This window comes from Massilia polaris, assembly GCF_012927275.1.
Classification (GTDB): domain Bacteria; phylum Pseudomonadota; class Gammaproteobacteria; order Burkholderiales; family Burkholderiaceae_D; genus Telluria_A; species Telluria_A polaris.
On record NZ_JABBGG010000007.1, the window covers coordinates 210,814 to 229,321 of the forward strand.

At 63.8% G+C, this 18,508-nt stretch carries 18 protein-coding genes; 12 read left to right on the forward strand and 6 right to left on the reverse strand.

Annotated features, from left to right (window positions below; all coding sequences use genetic code 11):
- Positions 1-56 precede the first annotated feature (56 nt).
- Genes rsgA through HHL21_RS14055 form a run of 3 tightly spaced genes read right to left on the reverse strand, consistent with a single transcriptional unit; the run spans position 57 to position 2,538 of the window.
- Positions 57-947 (reverse strand): ribosome small subunit-dependent GTPase A, encoded by an 891-nt coding sequence (gene rsgA / locus HHL21_RS14045; protein ID WP_169466869.1) that lies wholly within the window; start codon positions 945-947, stop codon positions 57-59.
- Entirely contained in the window at positions 944-1,276 is a 333-nt protein-coding gene (locus HHL21_RS14050; RefSeq protein ID WP_169466870.1) for a 4a-hydroxytetrahydrobiopterin dehydratase, read from the reverse strand. Before HHL21_RS14050 ends, rsgA begins: the two co-directional genes overlap by 4 nt.
- Entirely contained in the window at positions 1,273-2,538 is a 1,266-nt protein-coding gene (locus HHL21_RS14055) for a M48 family metallopeptidase (protein WP_169466871.1), read from the reverse strand. Before HHL21_RS14055 ends, HHL21_RS14050 begins: the two co-directional genes overlap by 4 nt.
- Positions 2,539-2,586: 48 nt before the next feature.
- Here HHL21_RS14055 and orn point away from each other — a divergent pair, with 48 nt between their 5' ends.
- From orn to HHL21_RS14085, 6 genes are all read left to right on the forward strand, one after another.
- The gene (orn, locus tag HHL21_RS14060) at positions 2,587-3,171 is read left to right on the forward strand and encodes an oligoribonuclease (protein WP_169466872.1); all 585 of its coding nucleotides are present in this window, start codon (positions 2,587-2,589) and stop codon (positions 3,169-3,171) included.
- A 234-nt stretch (positions 3,172-3,405) separates the two neighbouring features.
- Positions 3,406-4,293 (forward strand): hypothetical protein, encoded by an 888-nt coding sequence (locus HHL21_RS14065; RefSeq protein ID WP_169466873.1) that lies wholly within the window; start codon positions 3,406-3,408, stop codon positions 4,291-4,293.
- A 619-nt stretch (positions 4,294-4,912) separates the two neighbouring features.
- Positions 4,913-5,257, forward strand: a complete 345-nt coding sequence (locus HHL21_RS14070) for a hypothetical protein (protein WP_169466875.1) — start codon at positions 4,913-4,915, stop codon at positions 5,255-5,257.
- On the forward strand, positions 5,235-5,735 hold the full coding sequence (locus tag HHL21_RS14075) for a hypothetical protein (RefSeq protein WP_169466877.1): 501 nt from the start codon (positions 5,235-5,237) through the stop codon (positions 5,733-5,735). Before HHL21_RS14070 ends, HHL21_RS14075 begins: the two co-directional genes overlap by 23 nt.
- Positions 5,736-5,790: 55 nt before the next feature.
- Positions 5,791-6,354, forward strand: a complete 564-nt coding sequence (locus HHL21_RS14080) for a hypothetical protein (RefSeq protein ID WP_169466879.1) — start codon at positions 5,791-5,793, stop codon at positions 6,352-6,354.
- A 77-nt stretch (positions 6,355-6,431) separates the two neighbouring features.
- The gene (locus tag HHL21_RS14085; RefSeq protein ID WP_169466882.1) at positions 6,432-6,605 is read left to right on the forward strand and encodes a hypothetical protein; all 174 of its coding nucleotides are present in this window, start codon (positions 6,432-6,434) and stop codon (positions 6,603-6,605) included.
- 101 nt (positions 6,606-6,706) lie between these two features.
- Here HHL21_RS14085 and HHL21_RS14090 read toward each other — a convergent pair whose 3' ends face one another.
- Positions 6,707-7,408 (reverse strand): UPF0149 family protein, encoded by a 702-nt coding sequence (locus HHL21_RS14090; protein ID WP_169466884.1) that lies wholly within the window; start codon positions 7,406-7,408, stop codon positions 6,707-6,709.
- A gap of 102 nt (positions 7,409-7,510) precedes the next feature.
- Between HHL21_RS14090 and HHL21_RS14095 the strand changes: the two genes are divergently transcribed.
- From HHL21_RS14095 to HHL21_RS14105, 3 genes are all read left to right on the forward strand, one after another.
- Positions 7,511-8,503 (forward strand): serine/threonine protein kinase, encoded by a 993-nt coding sequence (locus HHL21_RS14095; protein ID WP_169466887.1) that lies wholly within the window; start codon positions 7,511-7,513, stop codon positions 8,501-8,503.
- A 135-nt stretch (positions 8,504-8,638) separates the two neighbouring features.
- The gene (locus tag HHL21_RS14100; protein WP_169466889.1) at positions 8,639-10,909 is read left to right on the forward strand and encodes a coiled-coil domain-containing protein; all 2,271 of its coding nucleotides are present in this window, start codon (positions 8,639-8,641) and stop codon (positions 10,907-10,909) included.
- A gap of 84 nt (positions 10,910-10,993) precedes the next feature.
- Positions 10,994-11,707, forward strand: a complete 714-nt coding sequence (locus HHL21_RS14105; protein ID WP_169466891.1) for a substrate-binding periplasmic protein — start codon at positions 10,994-10,996, stop codon at positions 11,705-11,707.
- Positions 11,708-11,758: 51 nt separating this feature from the next.
- Here the strand turns inward: HHL21_RS14105 and HHL21_RS14110 are convergent, their stop codons facing one another.
- Together HHL21_RS14110 and HHL21_RS14115 are read right to left on the reverse strand one after the other, a co-directional pair.
- Positions 11,759-12,130, reverse strand: coding sequence for a DUF8785 domain-containing protein (locus HHL21_RS14110; protein ID WP_169466893.1), 372 nt, complete (start codon positions 12,128-12,130; stop codon positions 11,759-11,761).
- A 74-nt stretch (positions 12,131-12,204) separates the two neighbouring features.
- On the reverse strand, positions 12,205-13,245 hold the full coding sequence (locus tag HHL21_RS14115) for a DUF475 domain-containing protein (protein ID WP_169466895.1): 1,041 nt from the start codon (positions 13,243-13,245) through the stop codon (positions 12,205-12,207).
- A gap of 148 nt (positions 13,246-13,393) precedes the next feature.
- Between HHL21_RS14115 and HHL21_RS14120 the strand changes: the two genes are divergently transcribed.
- The 3 genes from HHL21_RS14120 to HHL21_RS14130 all read left to right on the forward strand — a co-directional run bounded on the left by HHL21_RS14120 (position 13,394) and on the right by HHL21_RS14130 (position 18,408).
- Positions 13,394-13,813: a divergent PAP2 family protein gene (locus HHL21_RS14120; protein WP_169466897.1), complete on the forward strand. Its 420-nt coding sequence runs from the start codon at positions 13,394-13,396 to the stop codon at positions 13,811-13,813.
- Positions 13,814-14,013: 200 nt separating this feature from the next.
- Positions 14,014-15,192 carry an efflux RND transporter periplasmic adaptor subunit gene (locus HHL21_RS14125; RefSeq protein ID WP_169466899.1) on the forward strand — a complete coding sequence of 393 codons (1,179 nt, stop codon included), beginning with the start codon at positions 14,014-14,016 and terminating at the stop codon, positions 15,190-15,192.
- A gap of 3 nt (positions 15,193-15,195) precedes the next feature.
- Positions 15,196-18,408 (forward strand): efflux RND transporter permease subunit, encoded by a 3,213-nt coding sequence (locus tag HHL21_RS14130; protein ID WP_169466901.1) that lies wholly within the window; start codon positions 15,196-15,198, stop codon positions 18,406-18,408.
- The last annotated feature ends 100 nt before the right edge of the window (positions 18,409-18,508 follow it).

The window sequence follows — 18,508 nt, forward strand, 5'->3', positions numbered from 1 at the left end:
TGTCTCAGGTCGCGGCACCGACGGGAACGGGCGCGGCCGAATAAATCAGCGTTTCCTTAGTATAAGGTTTGTGCTGACTCATGTAATAATTGTTTGTACAGCGCGTGGCGGAACGGGGCGATTTTGCCCGCGCCGACAGCCTCCAGCACCGCGCATTGCGGCTCGATCAGGTGGCGGCAGTTGTAGAACTTGCAGCCGCCCAGGTAGGGCTTGAACTCGACGAAGGCGCGCTCGATCATGCCCTCGGTCAAGTGGTACAGGCCGAACTCCTGGAAACCCGGCGAATCGATGATCTGGCTATCGCCCGGCATTTTGTACAGGCGCGTGAAGGTGGTCGTGTGCTTGCCGGTGTCGAGGGCGGCCGAGATTTCGCGCACCGCGATGTCGGCGTCCGGCACCAGCAGGTTGATCAGCGACGACTTGCCCATGCCGGACTGGCCGATGAAAATCGACGACTGGCCTTCGAGCAGCGGCATCAGGGTCGCGACCGCGTGTTCGGGATTGGCGCGCGCCGACACTTCATGCACCGGGTAGCCGAGCGACGAATACATCACCAGGCGCTCGCGCGCCTTGGGCAGCAGCTCGGCGACGTCGGTCTTGTTGAGGATCAGGTGCGCTTCGATGCCGGCCGCTTCTGCCGCCACCAGCGAGCGCGAGATCAGGTCGTCGGCGAAGCCGGGTTCGGTGGCGACGACGATGAACAGGCGCGTCAGGTTGGCGGCCAGCAGCTTGGACTTGTACTGGTCCGAGCGGTACAGCAGCGTCTTGCGCTCGGTGATCGCTTCGATGACGGCCTGGTTGTCCGAGGTCTTGGCCAGCTTGACGATGTCGCCGACGGCCACGTTGGTTTTTTTGCCGCGCGTGACGCACTGGAGCATCTCGCCTTCGGCGTCGGCCAGGTAGTGGCGCCCGTGGGCGGCGATGATGGTGCCGAGCAGCCCGCTCATGCGCCGGCCCGCTGCGCGTACAGCGCGTCGGCCTTGGCGGCGCAGATGAAATCGTTGTTGGTCAGCTTGTTCCCCGCCGAGTGAGTGATGTAGCTGGCGGTGCAGCTGTTGTAGGTCACCGTGAGATCCGGGTGGTGGTCCTGGCGGTGCGTCATCCAGGCCAGCGCGTTCACGAACTCCATGGCCTCGTGATAGTCGCGCAGCTTGAAGCGGCGCTGCAGTTGGCCGTCGATGACCGTCCAGCCGTCAAGCTGCGCAAGCAGCTGTGCAACGGCGTCGTCGTCGAGCGCGGCCGGCGCGTGCGTGCAGTTCATCTCGGTCAGGTTCATTGTGCGGCCGCCAGGTTCAGTTGACGGATGCGGACCGATGCCGGCGGGTGTGAATCGTAGAACGCCGAGTGCAGCGGATCCGGGGTCAGGGTCGACGCGTTATCCTCGTACATCTTGACCAGCGCCGATACCAGGTCGCCCGCTTCGGTATGCCTGGCGGCGAAAGCGTCCGCCTCGAACTCGTGCTTGCGCGAGCTGATCGAGGTCAGCGGCGACAGCACGAAGGTGAACACCGGCAGCACCAGCATGAACAGGATCAGCGCGATGGCGTCGTTGCCGGCGCCGAGCAGCGGCTCCACGCCGAGGCCCGTGTAGAACCACGGCTGCTCCTTGAGGTAGCCGAGCAGGGCGAGGAAGCCGAGCGACACCGCGAACATCACCGCGATGCGCTTGGCGATGTGCTTCAGCTTGAAGTGGCCAAGTTCGTGCGCGAGTACCGCTTCGATCTCCTGCGGCGCGAGGCGCGACAGCAGCGTGTCGAAGAACACGATGCGCTTGTTGGCGCCAAAGCCGGAGAAGTAGGCGTTGCCGTGCGCGCTGCGCTTGGAGCCGTCCATCACGAACAGGCCTTTGGAGGCGAAGCCGACGCGCTGCATCAGTCCTTCGATGCGCGCCTTCAGGCTCTCGTCGGCCAGCGGGGTGAATTTGTTGAACATCGGCGCGATCACGGTCGGGAACAGCACCATCATCAGGAGCTGGAAGCCGCTCCACACCAGCCAGGCATAGAACCACCACAGCGGGCCGGTCTTGTCCATCAAGGTCAGCACGATCCAGACCAGCGGCAGGCCAAGCGCCGCGCCAAGCAGCACGCCCTTGACCATGTCGGCGAACCACAGCTTGACCGTCATCTTGTTAAAGCCGAAGCGCTCTTCGAGCACGAACTGGCGGTAGAGATCGAAGGGCAGGTCGAGCAGGCCGGAGACCACCGCGAAGGCGGCGATCAGGCCAAGCTGGAAGGCCATGCCCGGGCCGGTCGCGTCAAGCACCGCCAGCGACAGCGCCTGCAGACCGCCCAGCAGGGTGAGGGCGATCAGCAAGAATGCGCCGAACAGGGTGGCGACCATGCCGAACCTGGTCTTGGCGACGGTGTAGTCGGCGGCCTTCTGGTGGGCGTCGAGCGGGATCCGGGAGGCGAATTCCGCCGGGACCCGCGCGCGGTTGGCGAGCACGTGGCGCACCTGGCGTCCGGCCAGCCAGAACCGCAGCGACAGCGAGAGAACAAAGAAACTGACGAACAAAATCGAAAACACGAGTGAATACATTCTGTGCCTGTGAGAAAATGCAGGATTGTTTAGGCCGAAGAGAGAATTATGTCACATGCCACCGATTTAGCAGCACCGGCCGCGCCGCAGCGCCCGAATGAGTTCAACCTGGTCTGGGTTGACATGGAAATGACCGGACTGGACCCGGATACCGACCGCATCATCGAAGTGGCCGTCGTGGTTACCGACATGCACCTGAACGTGCTGGCCGAAGGCCCGGTATTTGCCATCCACCAGTCGGACGAAACGCTGGACAAGATGGATGCATGGAACAAGGGCACCCACGGCCGTTCCGGCCTGATCGAGCGCGTGAAAGCCTCGACCGTGACAGAAGCCGATGCGGAAGCTGCCCTGATCACCTTCCTGAAGAACTTCGTGCCGTCGAACAAGTCGCCGATGTGCGGCAACACGATTTGCCAGGACCGCCGCTTCATGGCGCGCGGGATGCCGAAGCTGGAAGCGTTCTTCCACTATCGCAACCTCGATGTGTCGACCCTGAAGGAACTGTGCCGCCGCTGGAAGCCCGAGATTGTTGGCGGGTTCAAGAAGCACCAGAAGCACACGGCGCTGGCTGACATTATCGAGTCGGTGGAAGAGCTGAAGTACTACCGCGAGCATTTCATCAAGCTGTAACGCGGGACCCCATAACCCGTCGCTTCGGTGCGCGTACGCGGGAAGTCGGTTGCGCGGCTGGTGGACGCGGATGCCATTCCAATTCCCTATGGCAAAGGCGCGCCATATTTGGGCCAGCGCAATCCCTCATCAGATGAGCCTGCCTCGGCGTTGCGCCGATGAGCGCCGCCTTCCCGCCTCACGGCAAAGCACGCTATATTTTAAGTATTACAATGCGATGCGGCGGCGGCGACCATGCTTACATTCGTGCGCGCAAGCGGCGAGCGCCTGCGGGAAACCGGCTCGATCCTGTGGCGCTGCTTCTACAGCGTGACCCTGACCATCCTGTGCTCGATCGGCCTGGCGTTCATCCCGCAAGGCATCGAGTCGCTTCGGCTCGTCTCCCAGCCCGGCTGGAATTTCCCGGTGTTTGCGGTATCCGTGGCGAGCTGGTCGCTCGCTGCCTGGTACAGCGCGCGCCTGACTCTCGGCCGCATCTTCGCCGGCAATGCGATCGTCGACTGCGCCGATACGCCGTATGTCCAGTGGCTGCGCGCCTGGCTGCCGCGCCTGCTTGGGGTGCTGCCGCCGACCTTGCTGACGGTGCGCTACCAGCTGCTCGGCGAGCCCGTGCTGGCGCTGGCCTTCGCCGGCGCGGCGCTGGCGCTGGCGATCGGCGCTTTCGTGCTCGCGCCGCACCGCTGGTTCGGCTCGCCGCTGAGCCGGCTGCCGGGCAGCGAGGCGTCGCTGCGCTTCGTCGAACTCCAGAAACGCACCGTGATCACGGTGGTGACGGCGATCCTGCTGTCGTTCGCGCTGCCGCTGGCGATCTGGTGGAAGCCGGTCGAGGTCACCAGCGTCGTCACGGCGCCGGCGTTGCTGTGTTTTGCGTTTGGCAGCTGGATCCTGTTCGGCGACCTGGTGCTGACCTATTACTTCCGCCATTTCAAGCTGCCGTCGATGGCGGCGCTGCCGCTGCTGCTGTTCGTGCTGTTCAGTTCGTGGAATGACAATCTTGACATCCTCCCCTTCGTAAACGGAAGGGGATTCCCACTGCTGGCGTCTGATGCCCCAGACGGAAGCCGGACTGAAAGTAGCCCAGCTTCTTATTCAATCCGCAGGATATCTCTCGACCTCGCCTAAGGCGACTGCGGATCGGAAAAAAACGGTGCAGGTGAATCATGCCCCAGCGCGTAATCGCATACTGAAGCACTTATGGAGTTTGACCATGCCCCAACAACCAAGTTCAAAACATTTTTTCACCTGGACGGCTGCGGGCGCTACGCGTCCGGCTCCTTTCACTCCCTGCCCTGAAGGACAGGGTATCTCGGAGCAATTCTGATGAAGGGGCACAGCTAAGTGAAGCGCCGGGGCCATCGGCACGTCCGATCGGACCGGCGCGTTTCCACGCCTGGCTGGACGACCGGCTTCACAGCGGGGCGCTCAAGCAGGGCCAGTCGTTTCCGGTGTTCCTGGTGGCGGCCGAAGGCGGCGGGCTGCGCGGCGCCTACTGGACCGCCATGGTGCTCGCGAAATTACAGGATGACAGCGAACGGCGCTTTGCCGGCAATCTCTTCGCAGTGAGCGGGGTGTCTGGCGGCAGCCTTGGCGGCGCGGTGTTTGCGTCACTGGTGGCCGATCATCACAACGGCGCGCTTGGTCGCGCGCCTTGCGCCAGGCATCCCGAGGTCGCTTTCCAGGCCTGCGCCACTGCGCCACTGCGGTACTGCGGTACTGCGGCGCGACTTCCTCTCGCCGATCCTTGGCTACCTGTTGTATCCGGACATGGTCCAGCGCTTCCTGCCAGTACCGGTGCCTGCGGCCGACCGCGCGCGCGATGGAGCTGGCGTGGCAGGCCGGCTGGGCGGACTCGGTCGGCAGCGACCGCCTCGCACAGCGTTTCGACCGCTTGTGGGAAGGGCCGGCCGGGCTGAAGGTGCCATCCCTGCTGCTCAACGCGACCGTCGTCGACGGCGGCAACCGCATCATCGCCAGCAACATCGCGATCGACGGCAGCTTCCCCGACGCCTTCGACGCGTACCACGAACTGATCGACCTGCGCCGAGCGCGAGCCATGGGGCAGGGTGATCGACGGCGGCTATTTTGAAAACTCCGGCGTCGAAACCCTGAGCGACCTGCTGTTTGCGATGCGGGCAGTGCTGCGCGAATGGCGCAGGGAAGGCTACGTCATCGAACCGGTCGTCATCGTCATCAGTAACGCGCCCGGGGCGATTGCGCCTTCGGGCAAGCTGGACCCGAATTCGGCGCGGCCGGACGCCACCTTCTTGTCCGAACTGCTGGCGCCGCCGCTGGGCTTGTTCAACACACGTGCCGCGCGCGCCACCTTCGCCGTCACGGCCGAACGGCGCGACATGAGCGTGCTGCCGCCGCCCGACGCCGAGCGCTTCCTGTGGTTCGGCATCACCACCAGCAACGATACCCCGCTTGCATGGGCGCTGGCCGACCGCACCTTCAACGGCATCGACGGGCTGATGAAAACACCACAAAGCGCCCGCTTACCGTTCGACAAAGTGCTAAAACGTATCCCTGCGCCACAAAATTTCGTGCGCGCGGTTCCACCATAGCGCCAACTCTGTAGAATGCCTCGTTTCCGCTATCAAAGTTAATCGACAATTCACCGTGCAAATAACCACTGACCGCGCAGCAGAAGAAGCGACCCTGACCATTGCGAGGGGCATCGCTACGGACCACCTACACCGGCGCGCGGACCTGTGTGGCATCTTCATGGACGCGCTGACATCCGTCCCTCCGACCATCTTCCATCACGATAATCCGGCCCAAGGCGTGTTCACGCGCAAGTCGGGCCACATCACGATCGACTGGAAGCGCGTATTCGAGCGCGCCAGCATGGTGTCGCTGAACCTGGTGTCGGACGACTCGCTGGCACTGGCGGACACGGCGTTGACCTTATGCGCGCGCCATTTGAGCGGCCCGCTGCTGTCGGTCGGCGCGGACGAGGCCACGGTGCTATGCGCAATCTGGAGCTATCGCAACGTCGACGGCCGTATCGACGTCCAGTCGGCGCACCAGGTCGCGACCCAGAATTTCGCGCTGCGCGACATGGGGGTGCTGGAAGAAAAGCAATTCGAAACGATCCTGTTTGCGCTGGGCCGGATGCGGATCCTCGGATTCACTGAGGAAATTATCACCATGCCTGACACGGTCGAGCTCACGTATTCATAAGCTGCAATGTTGCCTGGCGCACGGTGAAGCGCTCCAGTCCGCCGTAAGGTAAGGGCTGACCACAACAGGAGGCAACTATGAGCAAGCACAACCAGGACAAGAGCGAACAACTGCAACGCGAAGAGCAGCAGGTTCAGCAGGAAGCCAACGAAAACCGCCAGAACGCCGAGACTGAAGAAGTCGCTGGCCGCCATAAAAATGACGGCCAGAAAAGCCATGAAGGCGCCGACAAGGGGCCACGCGGCCAATAATTTTTTTTTGCATTTCAAATCGGGGTCCGTCCCCGGGGTCTGTCCCCGGGGACGGACCCCGATTTGCTTTGATGCGATTTACTGCTGGCTGATTATTGCTTTTATTCCTTGGCGCCTGCTTCAGCGCCGCAGCATTTCTTGTACTTCTTGCCGCTGCCGCATGGGCAGTCGTCGTTGCGGCCGACCTTCGGTTCTTCGCGCTTGATCGTCTGCACAGCCGCTTTGCGCAGCGGTACCCAGAACTTGTGGATCGCCGGCAGGTTCGCTTCGATCTGCTGCGCCAGCTTGTGGGCCTTGGCCGGGTCGTCGACTTCTTTCAGTTCCGCTTCTTCGATTTCGTCGGCGCCGAGCAGGTAGATCGGACGCATCAACGGCGCGAGGTCGGATTCCCAGATCGGTTGCCACGAACCCGGGCGCAGTTCCATGCCTTCCCAGAAGCCCCAGCACCATGCTTCGGCGTCGAGGATGGCGTCGCCGTTGTGCTCGTGCTCGCAGAACAGCGGCTCAAATTCCTTCGGCGCGACTTCGAACGTGACCAGCACTTCGTTCATGAAGCGCATGATCAGGTTGACGATTTTTTCTTCTTCCTTGGCGCTCTTCCACTTCGGCGTGGCGCTCGCGTCCTCGCCCCAGACCTTGACCAGCCACTCGGCCGGCATGATGGTCTCCGGGCCGATCGCAATCGCGGTCAGGTAGCCGTGCAGGGTGTCCATCGTCATCGCGTCGTCGGAGCTGCGCTCGGACAGGAGGAACTGGTCGAGTTCGTCGAATTCTTTTTCGGTAAGGGGCTGGTCGAGTTGCATGGTGTGCTTCATGGTGAGGTTGAAGACGCTAGTTTAACCGCTGCGGGCCAGCGGGCGTGCGAAACTTGTACGCGGCCATGCCCGCCACCTTACAATTGAGGGATGACGAACCAGCCACCCCTCCATCCCTTCGCCGGCCTCGGCCCCGACCGCGTCCTCGATGCACTCGACAGCGTCGGCCTGCGCGGCGATGGCCGCCTCATCGCGCTTAACAGTTATGAGAACCGCGTGTACCAGGTCGGCATGGAGGAGGGGCCGCCGGTGGTGGTCAAGTTCTACCGCCCGCAGCGCTGGAGCGATGCCGCCATCCTCGAGGAGCATGCCTTCGTCGAGGAGCTGGCCGAGCGCGAGATCCCGGCGGTGCCGGCGATGGTCATCAACGGCCGCAGCCTGCACGAGTTCGAGGGCTTCCGCCTGGCCGTGTTCGAGCGCAGGGGCGGGCGCGCGCCCGAACTTGGCGATCCCGCGACGCTGGAGTGGATCGGCCGCTTCATCGGACGCATTCATGCAGTGGGGGCGCTCAAGCCATACACCGGGCGCCCGTCCCTCACCATCGAGACCTTCGGGACCGAGCCGCGCAACTACCTGCTCGAGAACGACTGGATTCCGCCCGAGCTGCTGGCGGCGTACACCAGCGTGGTGGATCAGGCGCTGGCCGGCGTCGCCCATTGCTACGACCGGGCCGGCGCGACGGCGGTGCTGCGCCTGCATGGCGACTGCCACGCGGGCAACGTGCTGTGGACCGACGCGGGTCCGCACTTCGTCGACTTCGACGACAGCCGCATGGGACCAGCGGTGCAGGACCTGTGGATGCTGCTGTCGGGCGAGCGCGGCGAGATGGTGCGCCAGCTGGGCGACGTGCTGGCCGGTTACGAGGACTTCTGCGACTTCGATCCGCGCCAGCTGTACCTGGTCGAGGCGCTGCGCACTTTACGCCTGCTGCATTATTCGGCGTGGATCGCGCGCCGCTGGGACGACCCGGCTTTCCCGGCCGCTTTCCCGTGGTTTAACACGCAACGCTACTGGCAGGACCGTATCCTCGAACTGCGCGAGCAGGTCGCGCTGATGGACGAGCCACCCCTGTGGCCAGTGTAATTCCGCTAACACTGCACCCGTAAAGCGGCAATATGCGCCGCTTTTCCCTGCCTTCTCGGTCCTCGGCCGTCGCCCCGCGTGACCGATAATCATCGCAAGGCCACCTGTCCGGGTGGCAGTACCGAGCGAGAAGACATGGATACCGTACCAGCACTGCACGACGACGCCAACCTGACGATTAACCTGCCACAGGCCGAAGCCGCGCCGCAGGAGGATTCGCCAACCCGCGCCAAGTCCGAAATGCGCGCCATCCATGAAGCCATCGCCCGCGTCGAAGCCGAAGCGAAGGCGTCGTGCGCCGCCGAGAGCCGTGCCCACGCCGAGTCGCGCGCCCGCGCACTTGCCGAGGAACGCGCCGCGCTGGACGCCGCCGCCGCCGCCGCCGCGCTGCAGAACGCGCAGGCATCCGAACAAGCCATCGAAGCCCACCGCGACCGCCTTGAGACCCTGCGCGCCGCCGCCATCGCCAGCACCGAACGCCTCGAAGCGGTGCGCCAGGAGACCGCCGAACTGCGCGCCCGCGTCGAAGCCGATACCCAGATCAAGCTGGCCGCCGAAGCGCGCGCCAAGACCGAGGACGAGGCGCGCCGACGCGCCGCGGAACTGGTCGAATCCGACGCCAGGCTGGCGCAGCAGGCCGCACACGCGGCCGACCAGCTGATGGTCGAAACCGAACAAGCCCGCCTGCAGGCGGTCGAACGTGTCGCGGCAGTGCACGCGGCCCGTGAGGAAGTGGCCTACATCGCCAGCGCCGACGCACGCCTGGCCACGCTGGCGCGCGAACGCGAACGCCACGCCAAGGGTGCGCGCCAGACCGCTGAAATGCTGGCCGAAGCCGAGGCCGAAGCGCTGCAGCTGACCGTGCAGCGCGAGAAGGCCGACCAGATCGCGCTGGCGTCGGCATTTGCACGCGCCGTCGCCGAAGCACGCGCACTCGAGGAAGCGCGCGCGCTGGCCCACCTGGAGCAGGAGCGCGAAGCGATCGCGCTGGCGCAGGCCGAGTCCGAGCGCGTGGCCGCCGAATCGATCCACCTGCGCCTGCAGACCGAAAAAGAACTGCGCGACGCAGCGGTGCACCGCGAGCGCGTCGAGCAGATGGCGGCAGCCGGCGCCCAGGCGCGCCGCGAAGCCGAAGTGCGTATCCTGGCCGCCACCGAGCAGCGTATCGCCGTCGACCGCCAGCTGCGCGAAGTGGCGCTGGCGCGCACCCGCGCCGAGGAAGACGCGGCCGAAAAGGTCAGCGCACGCGTGGAAGCGGAAGCCGAGGCGCTGGAACACAGCAAGCTGCGTAGCGTGGCCGAGGAGCTGGCCGCCGCGGCCGCGCTGCAGGAAGTCCAGGCACAGCAGCGCGCCCGCGCGCTGGCCGAAGAACGCGCCGCGCTGGCGCAGGCCGCCAGCGATGCCGCGGCAGCGGAGAACGGCGCCGAGCAGGCGGCCGTCGCGTCGATCGCGCAACAGGTCGAGCTGCAGCGCCATGCCGCAGCCGCCGCAACGCTCAAGGCCGAACAGGCAGCGCTGCTGGCCGACGCCGAGCGCGAACGCGCCGTGGCCGAACAAGCGGCGCTGGTGCGCCTGCAGGAAAAGCTGGAAGCGGAGCAGGAAGCCGCCAGCGCCGCCCAGGCGCGCGCCGCTGCGGAACTGGTCCTGGCCGGCCAGCTGCGCCAGCAGGCCGAAGCAGAACGCCGCATCGAACAGGCGCAGCTGGCCGAGATCGAAGCCACCCGCGCGCTGGTCGAACAGCTTGAAACCGAAGCCGCACAAAAGGCCGCCGCAGCCAGTGCCGTCGCCGCCCAGCTGGAAGCGGCCGCCGAACTGGCGCGCTTGCAGGCCGAACGCGCGCAGGCCGAACAGGCGAAACTGGCGCTGACCGAAGAACTGCGGGCCGCCGAACGCGCAGCCGCAACCGCTGAAAGCGAATCGGCGGCGATGCTGGAACAGCAGCTGGTCGCGCAGCGCCACAAGGCGGCCGCCGAAGAACGCGCCAGCCAGGCGCTGGCCGCCCGCCTCGAATCGGAACAGGCGGCCTGCCTGGCTGCCCAGGTCCGCGCCGACGCCGAGCAGGAAAAAGCGGACATGGCGCGCCAGCTGGAAGTGGCCGCCGAAGTCGCGGCGCAAGCCGCGGTCGACAAGCGCAATGCGCAGCGCCAGCTGCTGGAAAGCGCGCAGGCCCACGCCGGCCTGCAGCGCAAGGCCGCAATCACCACCCGCGCGATGGCTGACGCCAGGCAGAAGCTGGCCGAACTGGAAGCGTGCCGCCTCGAGACCGACACCCAGTCGCTCGCTGCGACGCAGGAATCGATCGCCGTCGAACGGGCCGAAGTCGCGGCCGGCGCTGCACAGCGCACGACATCGGCAAGCATCACCCGCGAAGTTATCGGCCGCCTGACCCAGCCGGCCAAGCTGTAAAGGCTGGACGGAGATATTTAGTATTGATGTGGCCGCGTTCGCGGTAGTATTATCAATTTACTACCTAATTCTTTTCGTGAATTCATGCTCAGGACTTTTTCCTTCCTGCTCGCGCTTGCCGCGTTGCCCGCGCGGGCAGCCGACATCACCTTCCTGGTCGATACGGGAACCGAGATGCCGATGGCGCGCTTCCAGGGCTGGCAGCTGGTCGGAGGCATCCAGTACGATCTGGGCCTGGCCCTTGCCAAGGCGATGGGGCGTGACGCGAAGTTCGAGATCCTGCCGCGCCAGCGCATGTTGAACGCGCTCGAAAAGGGTACGGCCGATGTCATTTGCAACTACATGCCGCAATGGCTTAGCGGTCCGTTCGGCTGGAGCCAGCCATTCCTGCCAACGGTGGAAGTGTTGCTGACCAGCATAGAGGCCGAGCGTCCGCGCAAGCTGTCGGATGTGACGGGCCAGCCGATTGGCACGGTGCTGGGATACAAGTACCCCGAGCTCGAAAAAGCCCTCGGTGACGGCTTCATCCGCGACAACGGGCCGACCACGGACGCCAGCCTGCGCAAGCTGGCGGTGGGCCGGATGCGCCATGTCGTTACCAGCGAATACATCTATCACTATCGCCTGAAGCAGGGCGACATGCCAATGGCGGTGCACGAGCCGCTCGTAATCAAACGCCATGTTACGCAGTGCGCGGTGTCGCCGAACGGGCGTGTGAAAGTCGCCGAAGTCAATGCGGGGATTGCGCAGATGCAGCGCAGCGGGGCGGTAGCGGAAATCGTTGCCAGGTACCGATAGCGCCGGTTCAAAATTCGGCGGCCGTCATCCGCCGTATGCTGCCTGCGACGCCTACTGCGTCACCTGTACTTTCGCCACGAAATACTCGGTCTCCCCAAAACACGAACTCGGCACGCCGCGGTGCTGCGAATAACTCAGCAGTACGCGCTTGCCGGTGGCGGCAGCCAGCTGGCGCGCCGTTGCATCGTCCCGCACCGAAAACGCGAAGCGTTCCGGGATCGCACCAGGCATGCTCGAGAGCAGGATTTCGCCTTCCCACGTTTTGCATAGCCACCCCTTGCGCGAGAATTTCTGCAGGAAACCGGCGCGTTCGCCTTCCGAATAAGACCAGCTTAGCGTTATCCAGGTGTACAGCGAAAATGCCGCCGCGGCGGCGGCAAGCATGGCGAGGAAGATCAGGCTCAGGCGTTTTTGTGTGGGCATAGGGTCGGCGTTGTCGTTATTCGAGGCCCGTGAAGGCGTGTGCATTGTGCCATGCCTGAGGCAGGACGGACAGGTCAGGGAACCAGCTCCCCCGCGTGGCGGCGCCGGTGGCGCAGCGACGACCAGATCGACACCACAATGAAGGCGACCCCGGACAGGCCGGTGAACCATTCAGGAATGTGGTACCTGACGCTGGCGAACATGATCAACGCGAGGATGCCGATGGCGTAATGCGCGCCGTGCTCGAGGTAGACGAATTCCTGGAGGGTGCCCTGGTCGACGAGGTAGACCGTCATCGAGCGCACGAACATGGCGCCGATGGCCAGCCCCAGCATGATGATGACGACGTCGTTGGTGATCGCGAAGGCGCCGATCACGCCGTCGAAGCTGAACGAGGCGTCGAGCACCTCCAGGTACATGAAGCCGCCGAAGCTGCCGCGCGAGATCATTTTGCCGATGGTCGGGTCTTCTTCCTCCTCTTCGAGCAGGCCGCTGATCCAGTTGACCCCGACATAGATGGCGACGCCCAGCACGCCCGACGCCAGCACGCTGAGCTTGCGGCCCTCCGGGACCAGCGACATGCTGGCAAACACCGCCAGCAGTGTAAGCAGGACCGCCAGTCCCTCGGTACCGTGCTTGCCTACCTTTTCTTCGACCCATCCCAGCCAGTGGAGTTCCTTGTCGTCGTCGAACAGGAAGTTCAGGAAAACCAGCAGCAGGAAGGCGCCGCCGAAGGAGGCGACTTCGGCATGGTTTTCGGTCAGGTGGCGCGAGTATTCGTCCGGCGTATTGATGGCCATGGTCCAGACCTCGCCCAGGCCGAGCCCGGTGGCGACGGACACGATCAGCAGGGGAAATACCAGCCGCATGCCGAACACCGCCACAAGGATACCGACGGTGAGGAAGAGCTTGCGCCAGAAGTCATTCCAGTGCCGCAATACGGATGCGTTCACCACGGCGTTGTCGAACGACAGCGACACTTCCAGCACGCCAAGCACGGCCGAGATCCATAAGGCGGCCAGCATCCCCTGCACGCCGCCGCGCGAATAGCCCCACCAGCCGGCAACGCCCATCAGCACAACAGTTACCGCGATCGAAAACCGGAAGTGCTTCATTCATTTCCCCTGGTTTGGGCTGGTCATGCAAAAAATACCACAGATGCACATATTAACCGCTGTCCGATGGCGAATGGCGCAGGGAAGATGGCCGTTGCGTTACTTGTTCTGCGATAATTCTGCATAGCATTTTTTTATGGAAGAACCGATGGAATTTATTTACTTAATGACGCCGATCCTGACCTGGCTGGCGGTCGGTCCGATCAAGTTCCTGATTAATAGCGCGCGCCATCGCCGCTGGGCGTTCGACCTGGTCGGAAACGGTGGTTTTCCGAGCAATCACAGCGCGGTCGTGACCAGCATGGCGACCCTGATCGCCTTGCGTGAAGGCATGGCGCATCCGGCCTTTGGCGTCGCCGTGACGCTCGCCCTTATCGTGATGATTGACGCCAACAGCCTGCGTCAGCACGTCGGCCGCCACGCTTCCGCGATCAATCTGCTGCGCACTGGCGCTGACGCAAAAATCCTGCGCGAACGGATGGGCCACACACTGGTCGAAATTGCCGGGGGCATTGCGACCGGCATCGCGATCGCATTCGCGATCCATTCCCAGTTTTCGGCGCTGTAAATACGCGCAAGGGCACTTATTTCCGCATTTCAAGTGCCCTTAAATGCATTTCAGTCGTCCAAAACCGCACTTCGTCTATCGAAAACAGCAGTATGAAAGATCGTCAATTGACGGCGCGAGAGCCCTCTAGGATACTTCGGCGTTAGCGGTTTCATTCTAGTTTCGCAATATCAGTAATCATAATTCCCGGAGATATCACAATGCTGCGCAAAACCATTCTTGTCCTTGCCGTCGCAACGACGCTCGTCGCCTGTAGCAAGGAAGCCAAGGAGCCTGCCAAGGCAGGCGCCGGCTCCGCCCAGGCGGCCGCCAACAAGGACGCCAAGCCGGCGGTCAAGTTGCTGATTTCCCCGGAAGACTTGCTGACGGTGCAAAGCAACTCGGTAAGCTCGGGCCCGGTCATTACCGGCTCGGTGCAGCCTGAGCGCAAGGCCGACCTGCGTGCCGAAGTGTCGGCAGTGGTGCTGCAAGTGCTGAAAGAAAACGGCGACGTGGTCAAGCGCGGCGATGTGCTGGTCAAACTCGACGAAACCTCGATTCGCGACAGCCTGAATTCGGCGGAAGCCGCGTCGCGCTCCTCCAAGCAGGCGCTCGACCAGGCCGAGCGCCAGGTCGAGCGCATGAAGACCCTGCGTACCTCGGGCATGACCTCGGCGCAGGCGATGGATGATGCTGAAGTTCGCCGCAACAACGCATCGAGCGACCTGGCCGCCGCCCGCACCCGCGCCGTCCAGGCGCGCCAGCAGCTGCAGCGCACGCTGGTGCGCGCGCCGTTCGACGGCGTGGTCAGCGAGCGCAAGGTTTCGGCCGGCGACACCGCATCGGTCGGCAAGGAGCTGCTGAAAGTCATCGACCCGACCAGCATGCGCTTCGAAGGCCGCGTGTCGGCCGACCGCATCGCGATGGTCAAGCCGGGCCAGGCGGTCAGCTTCCGCATCAATGGCTACGCCGGCCAGGAATTCCGCGGCGTGGTCAAGCGCGTCGATCCGGCCGCAGACGAGATCACCCGCCAGGTGGAAGTGCTGGTTGGCTTCGCGCCAGGCGCAGCGCAGCCGCGCGTGTCCGGCCTGTACGGTGAAGGCCGTATCGAGTCCGAGGCGACCGCGGCACTGATGCTGCCTGAAGGCGCGCTGGTCAAGGCCGGCGATTCGGCCTTCGCGTGGCGCCTCAAGGACCGCACGCTGAACAAGGTCGGCGTCAAGCTTGGCCCGCGCGACATTCGCAGCGGCCAGTACGAAGTGCGCAGCGGCCTGGCCGCCGGCGACACCGTAATGCGTACCGCAAGCTCGACCTTCACGGACGGCCAGCAGGTCCAGATGGCCGCCGCTGCCAAGGTCGCCAGCGCCACCGCAGGCCAGCCAGCCGCACAAGGAAAATAAGCCATGTTCTTATCCGATTTCAGCATTAAGCGGCCAATTGCGACGATTGTCCTGATCGTCGCGATGATGTGCCTGGGCCTGCTGGCCCTGAAGAAACTGCGCGTCAACCAGAATCCGGACGTCGAAATTCCGGCACTGATGATCTCGATTCCCTACCCAGGCGCTTCGCCTGAGACGGTCGAGCGCGAAGTGGTCAACCGCATCGAGAAATCGCTGCAGAGCATTTCCGGCGTGACCGAAGTGAACGTCGATGCGCGCGAAGGCAGCGCCCAGTTCTGGCTGCAGTTCGGCTTCGACAAGAACCTGATCGAGGCCTCCGACGAGGTGCGCAATGCGATCGCGGCGGTGCGCTACAAGCTGCCGCTCGAGATGCGCGAGCCGATCCTGCAACGCTTCGATCCGTCCACCCAGCCGATCGTCAACCTGGCGCTGTCGTCGACCTCGCAGAGCCACGCGGAAATCTCGCGCCTGGCCGAGGACGTGCTGGCCGACCGCTTCCGCGGTATCGATGGCGTGGCCACCGTCAACGTCAACGGCTCGCTGCGGCGCGAGCTGTCGGTGCTGCTGCGCGCGGAAAAGCTGCGCGAATACAACGTGTCGGTCTCGGAAGTTGTGACTGCCTTGCGCAGCCAGAACACCAACGCGCCAGTCGGCAAGATTCGTGGCGACCTGGACGAGAAGAGCATCCGCCTGATCGGCCGTATCGAGTCGCCCGACGACTTCCAGCAGATCGTGGTCAAGCGCCGCGGCGACGAGCTGGTGCGCCTGGCGCAAGTGGCGACAATCGAAGACGGTTTTGCCGACGTGAACAACGTCAGTATCCGCAGCGGCAAGCCGAACGTCGGCATTACCGTGACGCGCTCACGCGAAGCTTCCACGGTCAGCGTGGCCAACAAGGTCAAGACCCTGATCAAGGAAATCGAGAAGGACCTGCCTGAAGGCACCAAGCTGGAAGTTACCCGCGACGGCGGCGACGAAGCCCAGCGCAGCCTGAACAACGTGATCGAATCGCTGATCTTCGGCGCGGTGCTGACCATTTTCGTGGTCTACGCCTTCCTGAATTCCTGGCGTTCTACCTTGATTACCGCGCTGTCGCTGCCAACCTCGGTACTGGCATCGTTCATCGCCGTGTGGTTGTCGGGCTTCACCCTGAACTTCATGACCTTGCTCGGCCTGTCGCTGGCGATTGGCGTGCTGATCGATGACGCGATCGTGGTGCGTGAAAACATCGTGCGCCACATGCAGATGGGTTCCGAGCGCCGCAAGGCTGCGCTGGAAGGTACCGCCGAGATCGGTATGGCGGTGGCCGCGACGACCTTCTCGATCATCGCCGTGTTCATTCCGGTGGCGTTCATGCCAGGCATTTCCGGCGAATGGTTCCGTCCGTTCGCACTGACAGTGACCTGCTCGGTGCTGGTCTCGCTGGTGATCTCGTTCACGCTCGACCCGATGCTGTCGGCCTACTGGGGCGACCCGGTCGACCATCACACCGCGCCGAAGAAGGGCCTGTCGAAAGTCTTGCAGCGCTTCAACGACTGGTTCGACCACCAGGCCGACCGCTATGGCAACGTGATCGCCTGGGCGCTGCACCACCGCATCTGGATGGTCCTGATTGCGGTCGGCTCGTTTGTCGGCGCGATCGCACTGCACGCGATGTTCGGCGGATCGAGCTTCCTGCCTGCGGCCGACTCCGGCAACCTGATGATCGAAATCCGCACCCCGGCATCGTCGAGCGTTGGTTACTCGCAGGCAAAGGTTGAGAAGGCGGCCGAGCTGGCCCGTTCGATTTCTGAAACCAAGGATACGAACAGCTTCATCAATACGGGCGGTGGCCGCGTGTATGTCGACCTCGGCAAGCGCAACACCCGCGACCGCAGCGCCAAGGAGATCGCGGTCGAGCTGCGCGGCAAGGTTGCCCAGCTGGTTGGCGCTGAATACACGGTGATCGACGACCTCAACGGCGGCGGCAAGCCGATCCGCATGGAGTTCACCGGCCCTGATTCACGCAAGCTGCTGGAAATAACGACTGCGTATATGGAAAAGCTGCGCCAGGTACCGGGCGTGGTCGACGTCGGCCTGTCGGAGCAGGATCCGAAGAACGAGCTGCAGATCGAACTCAACCGCGGCCTGGCCAACTCGATGGGCATCTCGGTCAACGACGCCGCCCAGTCGCTGCGCGTGGCATTTGCTGGCGTGGAAGTAGGCGACTGGGTCGACCCGACCGGCGAAACCCGTGACGTCGCAGTGCGCCTGCACCCGGCTGACCGCGTCAGCGCCGAGAACATCGAGCGCCTGCCGATCGCCGTGACTGGCACCAACCAGATGGTTCCGCTCGACCAGATCGCGACGATCACGATGGGCAAGGGTCCATCCGCGATCTCGCACAAGGATGGCAAGCGCGTTATCGCTGTGTCCGCCAACGTCCAGGGCCGTTCGTCCGGCGAAGCGACCCAGGACGCCGTCAAGCTGGCAGAGACGATGGACTATCCGCCAGGCTACGGCCGCAAGCTCGGTGGCGCTGGTGAAGACCAGAAGGAACTGTTTACCGAGATGACCATTGCGCTGGTATCGGGTATCGGCCTGATGTACCTGATCCTGGTGATGCAGTTCGGCTCGTTCACCGCACCGGTGGCGGTGATGCTGTCGCTGCCGCTGTCGCTGATCGGCGTGGTGCTGGCGCTTATGCTGACCGGCAATACCCTGAACCTGATGAGTTTCATCGGCATCATCATGCTGATGGGCCTGGTGGCGAAGAACGCGATCCTGCTGCTGGATGCGGCGCGCAAGCGTGAAGCGGAAGGCTACGGCCGTGAAGACTCGCTGATGTACGCCGGCCGCATGCGCCTGCGTCCGATCCTGATGACCACGTTCGCGTTGATCGCCGGTATGTTCCCGGTCGCGCTGGGCTTGGGCGAGGGTGGCGAGTTCTACCGTCCGCTGGCGATTGCGATTATCGGTGGCACGATCACGTCGACGATCCTGACCTTGCTGGTGGTGCCGACGTTCTACGACAGTATCGAGATCAAGCGCGACAACATGGTTGCGAAGTTCCACCGCCGCGCCGAGCGTTTCCATGCACTGCCTGCGTTCGTGATGACCTTCGTGGAAGTGATCCTGTTCATTACGTTCATCCGCCTGATCTACCGCCTGGTGATGAAGGTGGTTGGCAAGGTGACCGGGCGCCGCGCAGTGGTGGCGCCTGGGCTGGCACGGTAAAAAACAGTCGCTTGGTAATTGAAGAGGGGCCGCAAATGCGGCCCCTTTTTTTTATGGCTGGCTCGAGCGGACGCCAGTGGCAGTCGGGGTCAGACCCCTA

Coding starts and splice junctions, on each gene's coding strand:
- rsgA (WP_169466869.1), bottom strand. CDS start 947: ATGAGCGGGCTGCTCGGCACCATCATCGCCGCCCACGGGCGCCACTAC.
- HHL21_RS14050 (WP_169466870.1), bottom strand. CDS start 1,276: ATGAACCTGACCGAGATGAACTGCACGCACGCGCCGGCCGCGCTCGAC.
- HHL21_RS14055 (WP_169466871.1), bottom strand. CDS start 2,538: ATGTATTCACTCGTGTTTTCGATTTTGTTCGTCAGTTTCTTTGTTCTC.
- orn (WP_169466872.1), top strand. CDS start 2,587: ATGTCACATGCCACCGATTTAGCAGCACCGGCCGCGCCGCAGCGCCCG.
- HHL21_RS14065 (WP_169466873.1), top strand. CDS start 3,406: ATGCTTACATTCGTGCGCGCAAGCGGCGAGCGCCTGCGGGAAACCGGC.
- HHL21_RS14085 (WP_169466882.1), top strand. CDS start 6,432: ATGAGCAAGCACAACCAGGACAAGAGCGAACAACTGCAACGCGAAGAG.
- HHL21_RS14090 (WP_169466884.1), bottom strand. CDS start 7,408: ATGCAACTCGACCAGCCCCTTACCGAAAAAGAATTCGACGAACTCGAC.
- HHL21_RS14095 (WP_169466887.1), top strand. CDS start 7,511: ATGACGAACCAGCCACCCCTCCATCCCTTCGCCGGCCTCGGCCCCGAC.
- HHL21_RS14100 (WP_169466889.1), top strand. CDS start 8,639: ATGGATACCGTACCAGCACTGCACGACGACGCCAACCTGACGATTAAC.
- HHL21_RS14105 (WP_169466891.1), top strand. CDS start 10,994: ATGCTCAGGACTTTTTCCTTCCTGCTCGCGCTTGCCGCGTTGCCCGCG.
- HHL21_RS14110 (WP_169466893.1), bottom strand. CDS start 12,130: ATGCCCACACAAAAACGCCTGAGCCTGATCTTCCTCGCCATGCTTGCC.
- HHL21_RS14115 (WP_169466895.1), bottom strand. CDS start 13,245: ATGAAGCACTTCCGGTTTTCGATCGCGGTAACTGTTGTGCTGATGGGC.
- HHL21_RS14120 (WP_169466897.1), top strand. CDS start 13,394: ATGGAATTTATTTACTTAATGACGCCGATCCTGACCTGGCTGGCGGTC.
- HHL21_RS14125 (WP_169466899.1), top strand. CDS start 14,014: ATGCTGCGCAAAACCATTCTTGTCCTTGCCGTCGCAACGACGCTCGTC.
- HHL21_RS14130 (WP_169466901.1), top strand. CDS start 15,196: ATGTTCTTATCCGATTTCAGCATTAAGCGGCCAATTGCGACGATTGTC.